Below are 15728 nucleotides of genomic sequence, written 5' to 3'. Positions count from 1 at the left end.
ACAGCCTTCAAGACGTCAGTCGACTGCGGCTGAACGGCGACTGTGATCAAGCTTCACGCAGGTCGTTGATGTACCAGCTACTACTGATTTTCTCGACCTTAAGTCGATAGGTCTGCTGCCGCTCGGAGGAGGTGGAAGTGGCGCCCTGCCATGTCACCGTCGCCAGGGCTTCGGTGGTCTTCCCGGTCCGGTACACACCCAGCCTGGTGAGTCGGACGAAGGTCAACTGTGCGTGCGGTGGTGTGATTGCGGCCGGTCCGTTGGAATATCGTGCGAGTGCGTTGCTGTCGTGCGCGCCGAAGGCCCTAAAAAAGCCACCCAGCACCGGAACGAGCTCCGCTTCCGCGGCGGGGTCGCGGATCCTGCTGGTCGGTGGGCCAGTCCGGGTGCCGGGCGTACGAGGCGGGGAATCGTTCTCGGCCGACCACGGCTCGGTGATGATCAGCAAGACGACGGTGAGGGTGGTCGCCACCACGGCGGCCACGGCGATGATGAGGGGGCGCCGCCGGGCAGAACGTCGCCGGGCGGAGAGGACCGGCGGAGAAGATGGCCCCTCAGGATCCGCCTCCTCACCCGCCGCCCGTTGACCATCCTCCAGAGCCGGGCCGGACGGCTCGTGGCCTCCTTGGATCGTGTCGATCGAGACCATCGACAATTCCGGTCCCTGGGCGGACATGATGGCGCCTTCACGTGGTGGTTCCCCAAGGGCCGGTTCATGGCTTGCGAGGTGTTGGAGGACTTGAGCCAGGGCGGGTCGGTCGGCGGGGTGTTTGGCCAGGCAACCGGCGATCACGTCACGTAGGCCATGCCCGGTGGGCACGCCGTCCAGGTCGGGCGGCTCGGTGGTGATGCGGTGGACGATGGTGGCGACCGAGCCGCGGCCGAACGGGGCACGGCCTGTGGCGGCGAAGGCCAGGACCGCGCCGAGTGCGAACACGTCACCGGCGGGTCCGACCGGTTCACCGCGGACCTGTTCGGGTGACATGTAGGCGTAGGTTCCCAACACGGCGCCCGAGGCGGTCATCGTGCTGATGTCCAGGGCGCGGGCAATGCCGAAGTCGATGACGCGGGGTCCGTCATCGGCCAGGATCACGTTGCCGGGTTTGAGATCGCGGTGCACCAACTCGCAGGCGTGGATGGCGGCCAGCCCCTCGGCCAGCCCCGCTCCCAACTCCCTCACAACCTCAGCCCGGAGGGGACCGTGGTCGGCGACCGCCTCGTGCAGGGAGGGACCGGGAATGTACGCGGTGACCATCCAGGGCGGGTCGGCACGCGGGTCGGCATCGACGACCTGGGCGGTGTGAAAGCCACCTACACGGCGGGCGGCTTCGACCTCCCGCGCAAAGCGCTCGCGGAATGTCTCGGAGTCGGCATGGTCGGCCCGGATGACCTTGACCGCCACAGGGCGGCCACCAAGGGACCGACCGTAGAACACCTGCCCCATGCCGCCTGCACCCAGCCGACCTAGCAGCCGGTACCCGCCGATTTGCGCAGGGTCGTCGGGCTGGAGTGGATCCATCGGCGCCCCCATCATCGAAATCCCCGATAGCCGGGTCTGGTCAGTGTCCCTCTGCCCAATCTTCCCAGGAACTATAGCCCTTGCTAACTCGGTCCGGTTCGCCAATCTGCGTTGCCGCCTACCACCATTTCCAAGTGGCCAGTCGTACCTAATCAGCGCACCACTCGCGGATGGGAGTGTCTGATGAACGGCGGATCCAGCGATCAAGGAGACGCCCGGAGACGTATGCCTGTGGGTGGCCGTGGGCGGTCACCCCCTCTCGCCCTCAGTCCCGTTTTGACGACCGCATCAAGGAATGCACGAGCTGAGAGGTTTCCTCTTCGGGTTCTGCGTCGATCGCAGCGAGACGAGCCTCGAGAAGTCCGTAGGTGCGCCGGACGGCGTCCGGACGGCCGAGGCGGGCTTGCAGCCGCATGATGTGGCGGTACAGGGGCTCAGCGAAGGTGTCGTGCTCGATGGCTCGTTCCAGCACGGCCAGCGCTCGTTCCGGGTCGTCTTCTTGGACGATCCGGGCGAGGCTCGCAAGGGCGTCGCCGACGGTACGGCGGAGGTGTTCGCGCTGAGTTTGGGCCCACACGCCGTCCAGAGCAGTGGCGAACTCGCCGGTGTAGAGGTCGCCGACACGGAAGAGCGCCTCGGTTCGGGCATCGTCGTCGGTGCCCGGCCCGGCTGCCGCGAGCGCAGCCATCAATTCCCAGAGGTCGACGTCGACGACGTCGGAATCGATGCGGTAGTGGCCGGCACTGTAGAGGACGTACTTGGGTTCTTCGAGGCCGGTGGCGTTCCGAAGGACGCCGCGGATGTTGTTGACCGCGGTGTTGAACTGCGCGACGACCCCGCCGGGGCTCTCGTCCGGCCACAGGTCGGCGATGGCTCGGTCGCGGGTGACGCCGTCCGGATGCAGGCTGAGATAGGCGAGCAGGTCACGGGCGCGCCGACGGAGTCCGGTGTTGATCGGGCCGTCGAGGGTGTGCAGGCTGATGTGCCCGAGCACGTTGAGGCGAACCGGGCGGTGCCGCTCCTCTCCGGACGGACACGGTGGCGGCACCATGGCCGGGACGTGCTGTGCTTCGGGTGCCGGCGGGTCGTCCGGACTCGCGGTCGGAGCGGCAGCGGCGGGCTCGTTGCCGGTGGCGGTGCGCAGGGTCCGCAGCATGTCCATGGCGTCATCGGCGGTTAGGTGGAACATGCGGGCGCCGGTGAACCGTGCGGCGTCGGGGCCGGCAGCGTCGGTGACGGTCGCGCCCGCGGCGAGTTCCACGGTGGTGCCGGACGGCCAGGCGCCGAGCACCAGGACGCCGATGCAGTAGCGGCGGCCGAGCGCGGCGATGGCGGGCAGGACATCGCCGTCCGGCGGTGCCGACGCGACCAGAAGCATGGTCTCCAGAGGTTCGCCCTGGTCATAAGCGCGAAAGCCGGGCACGTCGGAAACTTCGCTCGTGGCTATCAGCCGACCGCGCCGGAAGAACTCGGCCTCCACGTGGTCGCTGGCCTCCCGCAGAGACGGCGTAACGATCAGACCTTCGAGCTCCGCGCCCAAGCCGATGATGTCGTCGCCGGGGAAGAGTGTCTGCGCATCGGCGCGCGGAATGATGACCTCCGCTCGGTAGCGCCGAGCCTGGCCGAGAAGTTCGGTGGTGATGGCGCGTGCGACGGCGTGGGCGCCGTCACCGGTCACGCCAAGGCTGAGCCCCGCGAAAGACGCCGCGACGGCGTTGCCGTCGCGGGTCCCGAGGACGATCTGATCGGGGTGTGCGCTCAGCATGTCCTTGCGCGCGATGTCCGGGTCGGACGGGACGGCGGCGCCCTGGTCGGCGTATGTCTTCAGGTGGGCTTGGTGGGCCTTGAGGACCGGGGCGGGTATCGGAGCCTCTTCGGCGGGGCTCGGCGGCGAGCCGGGGTCGAGGATCAGCGGGCGTCGACGGCGCCGGTGCAGGCGGGTCGCGGCCACGGCGATGCTGACCACGGCGGCGAGGCCGATGCCGATGCGGGACCCGGACGGCAGGGAGATCTCCAGCGGCGAGTGGTGGTCGTCCCGGTGGTGGTGCGGTGCTGCGGGTGTGGTGTTGTCGGAAGGCTGGGCGGGCGGTGCCACGACCGGCGCCTGTACTTGGGGCGGCTTCGACGAACTGGACTGTGAGCCGACCGGGGCCGGAAGCCGAGTGCCGCTTGTCGCCGGGGCTGAGCTTGCGGGCCCATGCGCTGAGTGCGATCCCGCCTCCGACGCAGGGGCCCCATGCGTACCGGGTCGCGGAAGCAGGACGCGCTGGCCCGGACGGACCAGGTCCGGGTCGGTGAGGACCGGTAGCCCGTGGGTCTGGCGAACATCCTGGCTGGCCTTGAAGATCTTCGGATAGAGGGCCCCGGAACCATAGGCGCGTCGGGCGAGATCCCAGAGGGTTTCGCCTCGCTTGACGATGTGCGTCCGCCAGGGGTGATGATCCGGCTCTGGCTCGCTGGGCTTCTCGTCGACCAGCAGGGGCGTCCACTCGGACGCGGACGTCCCCGGCGCCGATGCGCTCTTCCCGAACGTTGAGTGTCCCTGCGCACTCGGTTCGGGGTCGGCAGCGGCATGGACACCTGTCGCTGCGTGCATGTGCGTCGCGGCCGAAGCGGACGAAGCGAAGGACGCCGCGACGCTGAAGGTCAGCGTGGCCGTGGCGACCAGGTCACGGATCAGCTTCTGCATCGGCCACGCCGAACGCGGTAGGGCCGGCTTGGAACGTCCGGACACGTAATGCACCAGCTCGACGCAGACGGTGACGATGAACAGGCACCATGCGCCCCATCCGACGAGCCGGATCGCGCCGATGAACACGGTCTGGTCGGTGTCCGGCCGCATCAGCGTCGTGCTGATCTCCGCCCAGGTCGGGAGCTTGTCCGGAAGCGGGGAGCGGAACATGCCGTACATCGCGACCGGGAATCCGAGCACCAGGAAGGCGAACAGCGCCAGGGCGCCGAGTCCGCGTACGAAGTCGGCGAGGCGGCTATGTCCGGCGTAGGTCACGGTTGCTGGGGTCCTTCCACTCCGGTGGTCAGATTCGCGGTCGCGGCGGCGTCGGCGTGCAGCGCGGAGATGCCGATCAACGACAGGAACCGCGCGGGTCGCGTGACGGAGACATGGACGCGGATGGCACGGCTCCCGGCCCTGGTCACGGTGCCGGTGTAACCGCTGGTCCGCAGGTAGTAGCGGGCCGCCTGGATCGCGGACTCGCGATTGACGAGGAACTGTCCACGGTCATAAGCCCGGTCCCGGTCGACGCGTCCGGCGCCGGCGCGGGCGGCCTCTTGCGCGGCGGTGTTGGCGTCCTGCCGGGCCTCGAGAACCTGCTCGAAGTCGACGACGGCGCCGAAGAACACCACTACGACCAGCGTGATGATGACGGCGAAGACGCTCACGCTCCCGCGATCAGGGCGCGCGTCATCAACACGTCGCCGTGTTCGCGTTCTTCTGCTCATCGGGCCGTCCGGTAAGGGTCGATCGGCGATCGGTGGGTCTTGGTGACGGTCCGGGCGCCAGGCATTCCCGGTAGGCCGACGTCGCTGAGCCGAACCACGCAGGTCACCCGCGCGGAGACCGCGGCCGGCTGCCCGACGGGACGGTTGAAGCCGGACAGGTCGAGCCGGACGGACGGTGCGCAATGCAGCCCCCGATCGTGCAAGGTGTGCATCGCGCTCGTGCTCGCGGCGGCTTGGGCTTCTCGGGCCGTCCGGGCGATGGAGGCTTGCCGTGCCGCGTCGGCGGCGGCCTGCGCGACCACGGCGCTGCCATGAACAATCCGCATGACCACGAGCAGCCCGGCCAGGAACATGATGAACACCGGCGCCAAGATCGCAGTCTCCACCACCGCGTTCCCCGCGTCCCGCGCTGACGGCTCGTTCCGTCGCGCGTTCACGCCGGCCCCGGCGTGGTGAACCGCTCACGCGCGGCTCGTACGGTCCTGGACACGGTGATGTCCACGCCCGGCAGCAACGACGGGGCACGTCCGGTCACCCGCACAACGATCGTGTTGCTGCCGGACACGGTGACGTCGGGCGTTTGCAGGACGGGCTCACGGCGTGCGAAGGACGCGGCGGCGGCACGTCCTTGTGTGAAGGTGCCCTGGCGGGCGCGGGCGACGCGGAGCCCTTCCTCAGCGGCTGATTGCGCCACGTCGCGGGCGACCGACACCATCACCGCCTGTGCCAGCGCCAAGAACAGCAGCCCAACGGCCGGGAAGGTGATGGCCATTGCGATCGTCGCCGAGCCCGCGTCCTTCCGCCGTCGTACTCGTCGAGGTGTGTTCACGGGCCGGAGGCACCGGGAATCTTGCCGATCCAGCCGTGGACCTTGCTGGACACGGCCATATAGACGACGAACGCCAGCCCGGCGAAGCCCGCCACGATGATGATCGTCTCGACCACGCCAGAGCCCCGGTCGCCTCGCTCGCGCAGGGCGGCGGCGAGACGGCGGCCGCGGTCATGGACGGCGAGTGCCGCACGGATGGCGGCGGCGTTGAGTGCGTTCATGATCCCCCGATGCATGAAGGCTCCGGCGTGTCAGCCGGACGCCAGGAGTTTGGAGAAGAACGGGAAGCCGACCAGGATCACGAAGCCGAGCATGAGCAGGCTGGTCGGGACCCACATGGCGGTGGTGCGGGAGTTGGCCTCGGCGCGCGCGGCGGCGGACGCCTCGTGCCGCATCGAGGTGATCTTGGCGACCAGGACGTCATGCATTTTCGCGCCCTCGTTCCCGGCGATCTCGGCGGTGTGAGCCAGGTCGATCAGGTCCCGGACGCCGATCTCCCCGCCGAGTTGGGCGAGGGCGCGCCAGGGCTGCTGCTGACCGTGCCGGGCCCGCGTCAGTGCCTCATGGACACGCTGGAACGGCCACCCGTCGGTGATCTTCGCCGGGTTCTCCAGCGCGGCGTTCAACGCGGCCCCGGCCTCCCGTTCCAGCACAACAAGCTGGAGATACGAGGTGAAGGCATACCGGAAGTCACGGCGACGCTGGCGAGCCTGTGACCGCACGTTCCAGTCCGGCACGAACCACAACACCACGGCAAGGACGACCCCTGCGACGACGGGGAACGCCCAGGGCAGCGAGCCGCCCGTCAACGCGACCAGGCCGCCGAAGACCGATGGCACGACGAGTCCGGTGACGAGCAAGGCGAGCTTCTCCAGCATGAACCGCTCGACCGGGCGCCTGAGCAATGCGAGATCAGTCCTGGGCAGGGCGAGCAGCCCAGCCGGACGCACGACGCGCTCGGCCAGCCACCGTCCGATGCGGTCGCTGACGCTCACCTCCTCGGCAGGCGCCAGCGGATGCGGCGCTGGCTGGATGCGCACCAGCACGGCGTCCAGACGCGGCGGCAGCGCGGGGCGCAGGCCGTAGACGAACATGATGAAGCCGACGGCGCCGAGTGCTCCGGCAATAGCGGCAAGGACGGTCACGACTCAGCTCCTAAACGGCGGTGGTCTCGCCTGGCTCTTTGTGCAGGAAACGGCCGCCGGTCGATAGGACGGCGAATCGGCGCATCCACCACAGGCCAGCCCCGTAGATCGCCGCGACGACGGCCAGGACCGTCTGCCCCAGCGCGGTGCTGTAGGGATCGGCGAACGTCCGAGACGACGCGAACAGCACGCTCAACCCGACGACGGACGCCACGATGACGATCAGCGTTGTGCGCAACCCGGCGCGTTCGGCCTCGACGTCCCGGCGCACCAGCACCTCGTGTTCGACGGCGTCGGCCAGCAGGCTCAACGCCTCCCGCGTCCCCGGCCCGCGACGATGGGCGGCCAGCACCAGCGCGCACGCGATCAGATCACCGATCGGGTCGTCCAGCTCGTCGGCGAACGACCGCAGCGCCCGCTCGGTGTTCGCGTGGTTGTTCAACCGCGCGGCCAGCACCTCCACCGACCCGCGGATCGCCTCGGGCGCGATGCGGGCGCTGTCGGCAAGGGCCTGCTCAAGTCCGCGGCTGGCGCCCATCATCTCCGCCAGCCTTCGCGACCACTGCGCCAACGCCTCCAACCGCGCGATCCGCCGCTGAGGTTCACGTCCCGACAGCATCGGCGGAACCGCATGCACCCCGGCCCCAGCGGCAACGGCCGCCACCGGCCAACCGGACAGCAGGAACGCCACGAGCGCGACGGCGAGACCAGCGACCAGCCGGTTCCGGCGTCCAGGCCAAGCCGGCGAACGCACGAGCATCTGCAAGCGGGACGGCGGACGCGCCTGCCGCGCCTCGGGCTCAGCCCCTCGCAGCCCGGCCACGAACGTCAGGACCGCACCGGCGGCGCACAGGCCGGCCAGCGCGGCGAGGACCACCATCACAGCCAAGCCTCCGAACGAGAGTCGAGCAGCTCGGGATCAAAGCCCTGCGCCACCAAGTCATCGAGGAGGGCGGCACTGATGTGCCCACCCGCGGGAGTGGCTCGCCCGTCCGGGCTAGGCCGGAAGATGAGGTTGCGGGTCGGCTCCACCGAGTCCGCCGGCGGCCCGATCTCCATCACCTGCGACACGAACCGCTCGTTGCTCACCTGGTCGCGCTCCAGGTAGACGACCAGCGGCTCGGCCAGCCCGAACATCAGATGCACGTCATCGGCGCCCAATCCGAGATCGGCGCGGCGACCGAGCTGGACGACGCGGCTGAACACGTGCTCGGGCCGGTGGACGTGGAGGGTGCACATCGAGCCGCGAGCCCCGGAGTACATGACCTCGAGCATCGGCGCCAGCTCTCCCTGCCGTGCCTCACCCACGATCACCCGATCCGGGTTCAACCGCAGGCACGCCGGCACCAGATCCTGCAGCCGGACCTCGCCCGCACCCTCGGCGTTGGCCTGCCGCGCCTCCAACGCCACGACATCGTGGTGACGGTGCGCCAGGCGCGGGTCGTCCAGGAACAGCTCGAAGTCGCTCTCCAACGTGATGATCCGCTCCTGCGGCGGGATCTCGTTGGCCAGCGCCCGCACCAGCGTGGTCTTGCCGGTGTTGACCTCCCCGCACACGATGACGTTCCGGCGCGCCCTGATCGCCGCCTTCAGGAACGCCTCCAGCGGCCCGGTCAGGGTGCCGAGGTCGGTGAGCTGCCGCAACGTCACATCGACCAGGCGGTGGACGCGGAGCGCCAGATGCGGACGCCTTGACACCCACCCCACCACGGCCAGCCGGACACCATCCGACAGCGCGACGTCCAGCAGCGGCGCCGCGTGGGAGAACTCCCGGCCGGTGTTCCCGCGCCGCGCGAGCAGTTGCACCCATTCGACGAGGTCATCGTCGGTCTCAGCGACCGGTGGCCCCGGCCGCTTGGTGCCGTCGGTGTAGCTGATCCAGGTCTGCCGGCACCCGTTGACGACGATGTTCTCCACATCGGAGCGTTCCAGGTACGGCTGCAACGGGCCAAGGCCGAAGCGACGGTCGAACACCAACCGCGCGACCTTCTGTAGCGCCTCGGCCGACAGCACCCGTCCGGACGCCAACTGGTCGTGCCCCCACGCCTGCACCTGGGCATCGATCAACTGCCACGCCCGTACGCGGTCGACACCGTCCCGCAGAACGTCAACGAGTTGGACGGACACCTCGCGGACCGCCGCCCAGAGGTCCGCATCGTCCGCGCCATCCCGCGGCGCCGTGGGTTCCGCGTGAGGTGCCCTATCCGGCCAGGCGAACGTCCATCCCGGCGCGCTCACCGCTCACCCCCACCGGCGACACTCACGCCCGCCGGAAAGGCCCCGGCCACGTCTCCTCCGTCGATGGACGCGGTGCTGGCGGTCGCGCGGAGTCGTCGTCCCAGGCATCTCAACGACCGCAGCAACAGCGACGTCTTGAACGTCCTCCGAGGCTGAACCCCATCGGAGAAGACGGACGCATCAGCAGGCGAATACGGCAGCTCCGCCAGTACCGGTGCTCCGAGAACCTGCTCGACCTCCGCCGCGCGATACGGCCCGTCCGAGATCAGACACAGGCCGATGGTCCCGCGAGCGCCCCTGAGACCCCTCAACGCGTCGATCCGCGACCGAGCGGCGTCAAGCTGCCTCAACGTCGGCTTCAGCACCATGACCACGGTGTCCGCCGCCCGCAGCAGATCATTGGGTGTATCGCTTCCACCGATCCGGCCCAGGTCGGCGATCACATCGCCCTCTCGCGAAGCCAGCGCCTCAGCCAGGCGACCCCACAGCGCCCCGAGCCGCACCCCGTGCCGAGGGTCGCGAACGCCGTGCAGTAGTTCCACGGCATCCTCGCCGGGTACGCGGACCACATAGTCGTCCAGCGGAAGCCGCGGCCGTGCGCCGGACTCGGCGGCCATCGCGAGCCCGAGCAGCCCAGGGCCGGCTGACTCATTCATCCGGTCCGCCATGAAGCCAGGCAGAACTCCTCGCCCCATGGGATCGCACTCGGCCAGCAGTACCCTCGTTGGCCACGTGATCGCGAGCCCCAACGCGGTGCTGGTGACGCCCGGTGATCCGCCTGGCGAGACCACGCAGTAAAGCGTCACGTCCCGTTCTGCCTTTCCGTGGCCACCAGGACGACCATCCCGGCGGCCGCCTGTCGCGCGACCGTGCTGCTGTCGGCTTCGGGCACCATCAGGGACACCGTCGTCGCCCCCTCGGTGTCCGGCCCGTCCACCTGGTCGACCACCGCGGCAACATCCCGAGCAACAACGGACTCGGCGCGACCCTGCTCAGCGCCCGCCCCCGCATCCTGGCCCTGGGCGCCGGCGGTGAACACCACGCGGACCTTCCACCCCGAAGCCAAGCCAGGTGGCATCGAACCGGGCTTCAACGACATGCCCACCAGCGTCCGTCCCGCCGGAGGGCTCTGCTGCGTCGACAGTTGCGACGCCGCGAGGAGCGTTCCCCTACGCAACGGCATCGCGGCCCGCCGCCCGACCACCTGGTCCAGCTGATGTGCCGGAATGACCTCCACGCCCGGCTCCACCGCGACCCTGACCCGCTCGAGGTCGGCCTGCGTGATCTCGTGGTCCGCGGCGACGTCGCGCGCCACCTTCACGACCGACACCCGGTTGCCCGAGGAAACGAACAGATAGACGTTGGTCGCCACGGCGAACAGCACCAACATGGCCGCCGCCAGGAGCATCCCCGGGCGACGCTGCCGCGGCAACCGCTTGAACGCCACAGAACCGGCTCCAGTCGCCGCCTTGGCAGCAGCAGGCCCGGACAGCGCACCGTTACTCGACCTCATACCAACTCTCATCCGTAGAGCGCCTGTGCCTCGGCCACCCGCAACCGGAAACTCGTAGACCGGCTCAACGGCGGAAGCGCACCGCCAGACCCGTCCGAACCACGCCACGTGCCGCCCCAGACGACGGTCACTCGAACCCGGTAGGCGTGGCCGGGCTCGTACAACGACGACCGCGCGAAGGTGTACGAGCAATCCGTGCGCTGCGACGCCGCCGGCCGTGCCTTGTCGTACGCCGTCCCGGGCCCCGAGCACTGAACCACCGGCTCCCGAGGCCCCGGACTGATGGTCATGCTCCGCGGCCGTGCCGTCACCTCAGCCCACACATCACGAGCAGAGACGCGGCCGCCCAGTGAGTGCCAGTTGGTCACCCAGAACCACTCCGGCAAACCCACCAACCCGTCCCGCACGCGAGGCGGCGCCGTGCGCACCACCGGCGTTGGAATCGGCATGTGCGCCCACCTGGTCAACGCCAACTCGCGTGGCGAAACCTTCGGTGCCTTGTTCTTGCCCTCATGCACCGGCGAGCAGACAACCTGGACGTACTCGCTCAGCTCCTGGCAATCACGCGGCGCATCCTGCGGCTCGCTCGCGCGGCCACCGCTCACAGGGCCGCCGCTCGGCGACTCCGCGGGTGCTCGCCCGCCCGTCGCCGGTGCTCCATCGTCCTGGGCACCGAAGTTGTAGCTGTGGGAGTTCGCGTTGGGTGGCAGAGGATCCTGCGGCGGAGGCACAGCAACAGAAGAGCTGACGAGCAGGCCAACGCCAAGCACGGAGATGACCGCACCCACCCGTCAGCACCCTTCGCCGATCGTGATGGACTTGCTGACCCGCCACTGCCCATCGGAACCCTTGACCATCAGAGCCTTGGTGTTCCCGTGACTGACCCCGCGGTTCAGCTTCTTACCCGTAGCGGAGTTCATAAGCCCCGAGTCCCGCGAATCTTGGCAGTCAAATAGCGTCGCGCCACTGGTCGTGAGCTGAACGCTCTTCACGTGAACGATGATGCGACCATAGGTCGCGATGTGATGGCTCTTCATCGTGTCGATACGTAGTAGCACCCGCGAAAGCTGGGGATCGACCATAACGGTCGCGAGTTCCTGCTTGCGCGATTCCGTCGGCAGAGAATCTGCGCGGTCCAGCAGCGCGGCGAACCTCGTGTAAGCCGCAGCCACAGCCTTCTCCTCAGCCGCCGTAGACGACGAAGAAGCGGCCGCGCTGTCAGTCACCGGCGGCAGGGCGGCGGCCTTTGGCGAGTTGCCACACGCGGACAGAGCCAAGCCGGCACTTGCGAAGCTCAGCCAGTGGATTCCAACAGCTACCCGCCGACCGATACCCGTCAAGTCTTCACCCTCACTCTTGATCAATTAGCCCGCTGCGGCAGGTGCAACGATTGCGACGTTGAGCGATCGTAGAGCAGGTGAAGCGCCTCGTCTTCCCAACGAAAGATCAAAAAAGGTAGATCTATCCACAACCGAAAGCGGGCAGTCTCGATCACGCGAGCGAGTTCGTCGCCGACTACACGCCGGACCATTCGAGACAGAAGACTCAAATCACCAAAGTCCGGTGTAGCTACGATCCAGACCAAACTTGGATATTGTGACGCCGACCCGGGATGCTAATGCCAAACCATGACCAGGGATGGCGAGTCACAGAGCAGCGGATCCGCTACTCCTGATAGCCACAAGGCATGCCGTCCTCAGCCCCTCAAGAACGCTCACCCTTCGAACCGTACGAGCCTTGGCTCGTTGGCTCCCGCCACCAACGCCCAGACCGCCAGCGACGCCGTAGATGGCTGCTTCCCGTGGTCGCTGGCGCCCTGGCCTCCTCTGCAGCAGCCCTCGTCCTGACGCTCGGCGGGCACTCCCACACAACGGCGGCGCGCCCCACCGCCCGCGACATGACAACCGGTGCGATCAACCCCCCGCGGCCGCGCCCATCGACAGGCCCTACACGCGCTATGCCGCACCCGTCACGCCATCAGCCACCGGACCAGGAAGCCCGAAGGCACCGGCGGGTCAATGTGTCCCCGCACCCGTTCATGGCACAGCCGCCCGCCCCGGCCCGTCGCAACGGCCCAACCATAGGCCGTGACATCGGGAAGCCCAGGCACGTAGCCCACAGTCGTCCCCGGCACCGTAAGTCGGCCCACAGCCACAGGACACCAGCCTGGGTCGGCCCCGAGTGCCGCCGCCGCTTCCCCCACGACCGCACCCGCCAGGCCGCCTGCATCGCAGCGCTTCACAACTACTTCAGCAGGTAGCGCACCGTATCTCCGCATTCGCACCCGCGGGCACGATCCGTACTGGCCGCCACGTGCCCGCGGGAGTCCGCCCTCGATCATTCGACGGCCCAAGGACCTGACGGTCAGGAGCGGGTTAGGAGGTAGCGGGCAAGAATGACGTCGCCGATGGGGCGGACCTCTTCGAGGGCCATCCGGTTCCCGGGGTGGTGCGGGAACTCGCCCGTTCCGACAAAACGCGGGGCGGCGGAGTCGCCGACGAAGAACGGTGCGATCACGAGCTGTAGCTCGTCGGCCAGCCCAGCGGTGAGGAACTGGGTGTGGACGGTGCCGCCGCCTTCGACCATCAACCGCTGCACACCACGGCCAGCGAGGTCGGCGAGCACGGTGTTGAGGTCCACGGGGTCACCGGTGTCCACGACGGTGGCGACGTCGCCGAGGTTCTTGCGGCACTCGTCGACCGCGGCGCTTGAGCAGTACACGATCTTCTCGACGTCGCCGGCGGCGAAGAACTTGGCGTTGGGGTCGAGGTCGCCGCGGGCGGTGAAGGTGACCTTGATGGGGCTCTCGGGCAGGCCGCGGGCGACGCGGGCCTTGCGGCGCTCCTCGGTCCGGACAAGCAGGCGCGGGTTGTCTCGGCGGATGGTGTTGGCGCCGACGAGGATGGCGTCACAGCCGGCGCGGACGTCGTCGACGCGGTCGAAGTCCTCGTCGTTGGACAGCAGGAGCCGTTGGTCGGTGGTGTCGTCGATGTAGCCGTCGATCGAGGCGGCGCAGGACAGCAGCACGTAGGGGCGTTCAGTCATGTGGTGCTCCGAGGGTCGTTGTTGATCAGGTTTTCGACGATGCGGACGAAGTCTTCGTCCGGGTCGGCGCAGGCGTTGAGGGCGGCGAACTGTTCATCGTCCAGCGGGGCGCGGGCCGACAACGAAACGTGTGGATGATCGCCAGGGTGGCCGGTCGCCGCGCAGGCGTCGCTAATGCTTCCTCGCCTATCGAGCGATGCCCAGGCATCGAACCACCGTCGGGAGCCTGGAGCCTCACCGATTGCCCCACAAGCCAGTCTTCACTGTGTGTCCGGAACCGGTCACAAGGCGGCGAGACCTACCCAACACGGAGAAGCTAACGGCAGGCCACTGATGACCTTCCTTACCGGGTAGGTGATGATGTACACCCAGCGGGCTGCGGGAGGTGTGAACCATGGTGGAGAAAGACCTGAGGTTCAGCGCCGGACTGCTCAACATGTCCGATGCATCCCGCTACCTGGGCATCCCCCAATCGACGTTTCGCAACTGGGCCCGCGGCTACGACCGAGGCCAGCCCCTTCTCCATGTCTTGGACCCCGAACCTCGAAGAGCGAACGTCACCTTCATCGCCTTGGCCGAGGCCTACGTCCTGGAGGCTCTCCGCAACGCCGGCGTCCGACCCACCAAGATTCGCCCCGCACTTCGGCGCCTGCAGCGCGAGTTCGGCCGCGAGTACGTCCTTGTCTCCCGAGAACTCGCCACGGACGGGATCGACGTCCTCTGGGACTTCTCCCGGACTCACGAGGGCGAGGGCCTGATCGAGGGCAGCACCGGGCAACGCGTCATGCGGGAGATCGTCGAGGACTACCTCGCGTACCTCTCCTGGGCACGCGACGGATACCCCAACATGATGGAACTTCGAACGTTCCTGCCGTCAAAGGTTGTGGTGGACCCGGAGAGGGCGTTCGGCCAGCCGTTCTTCGAAGGCTCCCGAACACGTGTGGGCGACGTGGCCGCAATGCTGAAGGCTGGCGAGACCGGCGAGGTCGTCGCGGATGAGCTCGGAGTCCCGCTCCACGACGTCCGTGCCGCCGCCCGCGTCCTGTTGGGCCGGCGACCCGCCTGAGTTCTACCTCGACGAGAACGCCGTTACGAAAGCCGTGCGTCGGCGCCTCGTCGCGCTCGGCTACCAAGTCCACACCCTGGGCGAACTCTACGGATCATGGGACGAAGCCCGTGGAACGAAAGACGAGCGATGGCTGCCAAAAGTCGGAGAGCACGGCTGGGCAGTGATCGGATCGGACCTGAGGATCTTCGAACGTCCACACGAACTGGAGGCATACCGCACAGCGAAAGTGCACGTGTTCCTGCTGCCGGGCCAATCCACAGTCGCCGAGCGGGTCGCCCTCATTGATACCTGCCTCTCCGACATGTGCGCTCGCGCCATAAGCAAGCAGCCCGACGTCTGGAAGCTCACACTGGGCGGGGTCGAGCCCTACGAGATACCACGACGGCCAAGGACCGGGCGGCGTCCCAAGGAGTGAGGCGCCGGACGAGGCCGCCTCGCAGCTCGGCCGCCATGTCCCCGCACCTCTAGACGAGGAGCCTTTGAGCCCCGGCGAACGGACCGGCTCGACGACGTCCACGCCGAGACCCGTTGTCGCCGCCACATGCTGGCAGCCCTCCTGGTCATCGCGCTTGTCCTGAAGGGAATTCCGGAAGACCAAAGGCGCGCATCCGTGCCGAGGAACACCTCCGGCCCGGTCAGGAGTCGGCCCGTAGATGATCCATGTCCGGCTTCCGAAGGACGACCAGGGCGGCAGCATCTGGCGTCATGGTCAGCCTCACCCACGAGCCCCTGAGACGACCTGCCGAGGCCGACGCTGGAGGGCCTCCATCGAGCCCCCGCCGACGCCATTACTGTGCCCCGCGGACCGCCCTCGACGTAGCGGGCGGACGGCACCAGCCTGTCAAACGTCCAAGGGTGGAGTTGATAGGTGGAAGCCTTGGCGCGACGCCGTGCATGATAAGGACGGGCAG

General features: G+C 68.3%; 16 protein-coding genes. 2 read left to right on the top strand and 14 right to left on the bottom strand.

Annotated elements, in window-relative coordinates:
* Positions 1-46 precede the first annotated feature (46 nt).
* The 14 genes from amrb99_RS25750 to amrb99_RS52595 all read right to left on the bottom strand — a co-directional run bounded on the left by amrb99_RS25750 (position 47) and on the right by amrb99_RS52595 (position 13870).
* Positions 47-1519: a protein kinase gene (locus tag amrb99_RS25750; RefSeq protein ID WP_190860559.1), complete on the bottom strand. Its 1473-nt coding sequence runs from the start codon at positions 1517-1519 to the stop codon at positions 47-49.
* Positions 1520-1784: 265 nt separating this feature from the next.
* Entirely contained in the window at positions 1785-4526 is a 2742-nt protein-coding gene (locus amrb99_RS25745; protein WP_190860557.1) for a BTAD domain-containing putative transcriptional regulator, read from the bottom strand.
* Positions 4523-4918 carry a pilus assembly protein TadG-related protein gene (locus amrb99_RS25740; RefSeq protein ID WP_190860555.1) on the bottom strand — a complete coding sequence of 132 codons (396 nt, stop codon included), beginning with the start codon at positions 4916-4918 and terminating at the stop codon, positions 4523-4525. Before amrb99_RS25740 ends, amrb99_RS25745 begins: the two co-directional genes overlap by 4 nt.
* A 56-nt stretch (positions 4919-4974) precedes the next feature.
* Complete coding sequence (locus amrb99_RS25735; RefSeq protein WP_347256865.1) at positions 4975-5364, bottom strand: TadE/TadG family type IV pilus assembly protein; 390 nt, start codon at positions 5362-5364, stop codon at positions 4975-4977.
* A gap of 47 nt (positions 5365-5411) precedes the next feature.
* The gene (locus amrb99_RS25730; RefSeq protein ID WP_190860553.1) at positions 5412-5750 is read right to left on the bottom strand and encodes a pilus assembly protein; all 339 of its coding nucleotides are present in this window, start codon (positions 5748-5750) and stop codon (positions 5412-5414) included.
* Positions 5751-5803: 53 nt separating this feature from the next.
* Positions 5804-6043: a hypothetical protein gene (locus tag amrb99_RS25725; protein WP_190860550.1), complete on the bottom strand. Its 240-nt coding sequence runs from the start codon at positions 6041-6043 to the stop codon at positions 5804-5806.
* Positions 6044-6058: 15 nt separating this feature from the next.
* Positions 6059-6952 (bottom strand): type II secretion system F family protein, encoded by an 894-nt coding sequence (locus amrb99_RS25720; RefSeq protein ID WP_190860548.1) that lies wholly within the window; start codon positions 6950-6952, stop codon positions 6059-6061.
* A gap of 10 nt (positions 6953-6962) precedes the next feature.
* Complete coding sequence (locus amrb99_RS25715) at positions 6963-7832, bottom strand: type II secretion system F family protein (protein WP_190860541.1); 870 nt, start codon at positions 7830-7832, stop codon at positions 6963-6965.
* Positions 7832-9019, bottom strand: coding sequence for a CpaF/VirB11 family protein (locus amrb99_RS25710; RefSeq protein WP_190860539.1), 1188 nt, complete (start codon positions 9017-9019; stop codon positions 7832-7834). The genes amrb99_RS25715 and amrb99_RS25710 overlap by 1 nt, the downstream gene beginning before the upstream one ends.
* 167 nt (positions 9020-9186) lie before the next feature.
* Positions 9187-9858, bottom strand: a complete 672-nt coding sequence (locus amrb99_RS25705) for a hypothetical protein (protein ID WP_190860537.1) — start codon at positions 9856-9858, stop codon at positions 9187-9189.
* Positions 9859-9992: 134 nt separating this feature from the next.
* A complete protein-coding gene (locus amrb99_RS25700; protein ID WP_190860535.1) occupies positions 9993-10637 on the bottom strand; it encodes an SAF domain-containing protein in 645 nt (214 codons plus the stop codon).
* 857 nt (positions 10638-11494) lie between these two features.
* Positions 11495-12043: a hypothetical protein gene (locus amrb99_RS25695; RefSeq protein WP_190860532.1), complete on the bottom strand. Its 549-nt coding sequence runs from the start codon at positions 12041-12043 to the stop codon at positions 11495-11497.
* A 1024-nt stretch (positions 12044-13067) separates the two neighbouring features.
* Positions 13068-13748 carry a dihydrofolate reductase family protein gene (locus tag amrb99_RS25690; RefSeq protein WP_190860530.1) on the bottom strand — a complete coding sequence of 227 codons (681 nt, stop codon included), beginning with the start codon at positions 13746-13748 and terminating at the stop codon, positions 13068-13070.
* Positions 13745-13870: a hypothetical protein gene (locus amrb99_RS52595; protein WP_277820021.1), complete on the bottom strand. Its 126-nt coding sequence runs from the start codon at positions 13868-13870 to the stop codon at positions 13745-13747. Before amrb99_RS52595 ends, amrb99_RS25690 begins: the two co-directional genes overlap by 4 nt.
* 272 nt (positions 13871-14142) lie before the next feature.
* On the opposite strand from amrb99_RS52595, the gene amrb99_RS25685 reads away from it, so the two are divergent.
* The gene (locus tag amrb99_RS25685; RefSeq protein ID WP_194737176.1) at positions 14143-14814 is read left to right on the top strand and encodes a DUF433 domain-containing protein; all 672 of its coding nucleotides are present in this window, start codon (positions 14143-14145) and stop codon (positions 14812-14814) included.
* Entirely contained in the window at positions 14774-15232 is a 459-nt protein-coding gene (locus amrb99_RS25680; RefSeq protein WP_190860528.1) for a hypothetical protein, read from the top strand. Before amrb99_RS25685 ends, amrb99_RS25680 begins: the two co-directional genes overlap by 41 nt.
* Positions 15233-15728 lie beyond the last annotated feature (496 nt).

Source organism: Actinomadura sp. RB99 (genome assembly GCF_014706005.1).
Taxonomy (GTDB): domain Bacteria; phylum Actinomycetota; class Actinomycetes; order Streptosporangiales; family Streptosporangiaceae; genus Spirillospora.
This window is presented reverse-complemented; position numbering and strand designations above follow the sequence as displayed.

Coding starts and splice junctions, on each gene's coding strand:
- amrb99_RS25725 (WP_190860550.1), bottom strand. CDS start 6,043: ATGCATCGGGGGATCATGAACGCACTCAACGCCGCCGCCATCCGTGCG.
- amrb99_RS25690 (WP_190860530.1), bottom strand. CDS start 13,748: ATGACTGAACGCCCCTACGTGCTGCTGTCCTGCGCCGCCTCGATCGAC.
- amrb99_RS25705 (WP_190860537.1), bottom strand. CDS start 9,858: ATGGCGGACCGGATGAATGAGTCAGCCGGCCCTGGGCTGCTCGGGCTC.
- amrb99_RS25730 (WP_190860553.1), bottom strand. CDS start 5,750: ATGGCCATCACCTTCCCGGCCGTTGGGCTGCTGTTCTTGGCGCTGGCA.
- amrb99_RS25685 (WP_194737176.1), top strand. CDS start 14,143: ATGGTGGAGAAAGACCTGAGGTTCAGCGCCGGACTGCTCAACATGTCC.
- amrb99_RS25715 (WP_190860541.1), bottom strand. CDS start 7,832: ATGGTGGTCCTCGCCGCGCTGGCCGGCCTGTGCGCCGCCGGTGCGGTC.
- amrb99_RS25750 (WP_190860559.1), bottom strand. CDS start 1,519: ATGGATCCACTCCAGCCCGACGACCCTGCGCAAATCGGCGGGTACCGG.